The organism is uncultured Kluyvera sp., from assembly GCF_902485085.1.
GTDB lineage: Bacteria > Pseudomonadota > Gammaproteobacteria > Enterobacterales > Enterobacteriaceae > Kluyvera > Kluyvera ascorbata.
Genome location: NZ_CABTJS010000131.1, coordinates 1 through 2,187 on the forward strand (window position 1 = coordinate 1; position 2,187 = coordinate 2,187).

General features: G+C 50.1%; 3 protein-coding genes. 2 read left to right on the forward strand and 1 reads right to left on the reverse strand.

Going from position 1 to position 2,187, the window contains the following annotated elements; all coding sequences use genetic code 11:
- Positions 1-212: 212 nt before the first annotated feature.
- Positions 213-1,208, reverse strand: a complete 996-nt coding sequence (gene proX, locus RDN66_RS15820) for a glycine betaine/L-proline ABC transporter substrate-binding protein ProX (RefSeq protein WP_035893541.1) — start codon at positions 1,206-1,208, stop codon at positions 213-215.
- A gap of 525 nt (positions 1,209-1,733) precedes the next feature.
- Here proX and RDN66_RS15825 point away from each other — a divergent pair.
- On the forward strand, positions 1,734-1,910 hold the full coding sequence (locus RDN66_RS15825; protein WP_308538005.1) for a hypothetical protein: 177 nt from the start codon (positions 1,734-1,736) through the stop codon (positions 1,908-1,910).
- 214 nt (positions 1,911-2,124) lie between these two features.
- Positions 2,125-2,187 (forward strand): IS1 family transposase (locus RDN66_RS15830; protein WP_001676991.1); only part of this gene is annotated, 63 nt, incomplete at its 3' end.

The following is a 2,187-nucleotide window of genomic DNA, read 5'->3' on the forward strand; positions in this document are numbered from 1 at the left end:
CAAGGCGTTGCATAGGTCGGGTCTCAGTCCAGGGCATAGCGAGTCTCCTCTTCTATGCCAGTTATAACTGTTACCCATGTATCCGGTCTAAAGTGTTACCTATGTTTCCGGTTTGTACCTGCGCTTGCCCGGGCGACAATGGTGCAAAACTCACCATCCGACGTAGCCCGGGCGAGGCGTTTACGCCGACCCCGGGTTTCCCACAACGCAGCTTACTTCGCCGCCAGCGCCTCTTTTATCCAACCATCAAATGTTTCCTGGTGGGCCTTAATCCAGCCGTCGACGTGGCTTTGAATATCTTCCGGTGTTGATTTCCCGGTATGCATCAGCTGGTTCTGGGCGTTCACGTCCGCCAGCGGCAGTTTCGCCACCGCAAACAGCTTCGCCGCCGCCGGGTTTTTTGCCGCCCATTCTTTATTGGCGACGATGTACTCGTTGTTCACGGCAAAACCGTAGTTCTTGCCGTTTGGTAGTTCGGTATTCAAATCCTTAAGCGTGCCCGGATTCGCCGAGAACGGCACGGTCAGCCACACTACATCCTTCCCCGGTTTAAGCTCATCGCTGACCCAATACGGCGTCCAGGTCCAGTAAAGCACCGGCTTTCCGGCCTTATAGCGGGAGAGGGTATCGGCAATGATCGCCGCATAGTTGCCCTGGTTTTGCGTCACCGTCTTATCAAGGCCGTAAGCCTTAATTTGGGTATCAATCACCGAGCCGCACACCCAGCCGGGGTTACAGCCTGCTAAATCGGCTTTGCCGTCACCGTTGGCGTCAAATAGCTGCGCGAGCTTAGGGTCTTTCAACTGTGAAATATCGGTAATGTGATATTTGTCGGCGGTTTTTTTATCGATCAAATAACCCTGTGCTGCGCCGCTAATATAGGTGCCCTGACGGTAGAATTTCTTATCGCCGCCGCTGGCGTGATACATATCCTGCTGCAGCGGCATCCAGTTGACCGCCATATACGTGGCGTCACCGGAAGCAATTGAGGTATAGGCAACGTTGTATTCTACCTCTTCGATAGGCGCGACATCGTAGCCAAGCTGCTTCAGCGCCCGGTTGATAATTTCGGTTTGAAACGTCTCTTCCGGTAGAGGACTTTGTACTGGATGCACCGTAATGCCTTTACCGGGGAGGTCTGCGGCATAGAGGGTAGAAGAGGTAAGTAGTGCGGCAAGCGTAAGCGCGCTTTTTGTTGTAGTTTGCATAATAAGACCTTGTTATTTTCGCGTGTTAAGCCAGAAACGACAGGTTATTCCCGCTTGGATAAAAGGTGGAAATAAAGAAAGGTGTGCGAATATTCCCTCAGATAATTAACAATAATAACCTTACCCTAACATATCGTGACGGGTTGGCAATCCGGAATACCTACAGAATGGCCGTTTTATCGTCTTTTTATGGTGAGGTTATTCTTAAAATTAATATGATATAGCTCGCAAAATTACGGATAAAACAGATAAATACGACAAATAACGGATACCGATAAAAATGGCGAGAACTATAGTTATCAGGATGACTTTTTCATTGCGAAACAGGCATTAAAAGGAGGCAGGGCGATAATTCCGCGTTGCCGATATTGCTCACAGGATGTGGGGTCTAAAATGAATACAGCACGCGTAGTTTGTCTGGCCTTGGCTGCTTTAACGTTATCGACAATGGCTCAGGCTCAGGACCGAGCCACATCGGGAAGAATCCACTTTATCGGAAGCATCGTGGAGGGCGCTTGCAGCACGGTGCCCCAGAGGCAAGCCCTACAGGTCACCTGCTACCGAAACGGTGAAAAACAGACGCACCAGATGGTGGTTCCGACATCTGGTGATTCGCGCTTTATGCAGTCGCTTGGCTCCGTCAGTCAGAGAACGTTACCCGGTCATCCTGAACTTCGCGAAGTCACCATTAGCTATTTTTAAGTTTTCGATAAAAAACGGCCTTTCTCCTGCCCAGCGTGAAGGCCGTCTCCCCATTTTCCCTGTACATCCCCTCATTCGTCAGGCGGTAATACCCGACTAAACGAGTAAGAAAACGACGAGTAAAAAAGCCTTTTCCTATGAATGTCCTACAGACATTTTGGTGATGCTGCCAACTTACTGATTTAGTGTATGATGGTGTTTTTGAGGTGCTCCAGTGGCTTCTGTTTCTATCAGCTGTCCCTCCTGTTCAGCTACTGACGGGGTGGTGCGTAACGGC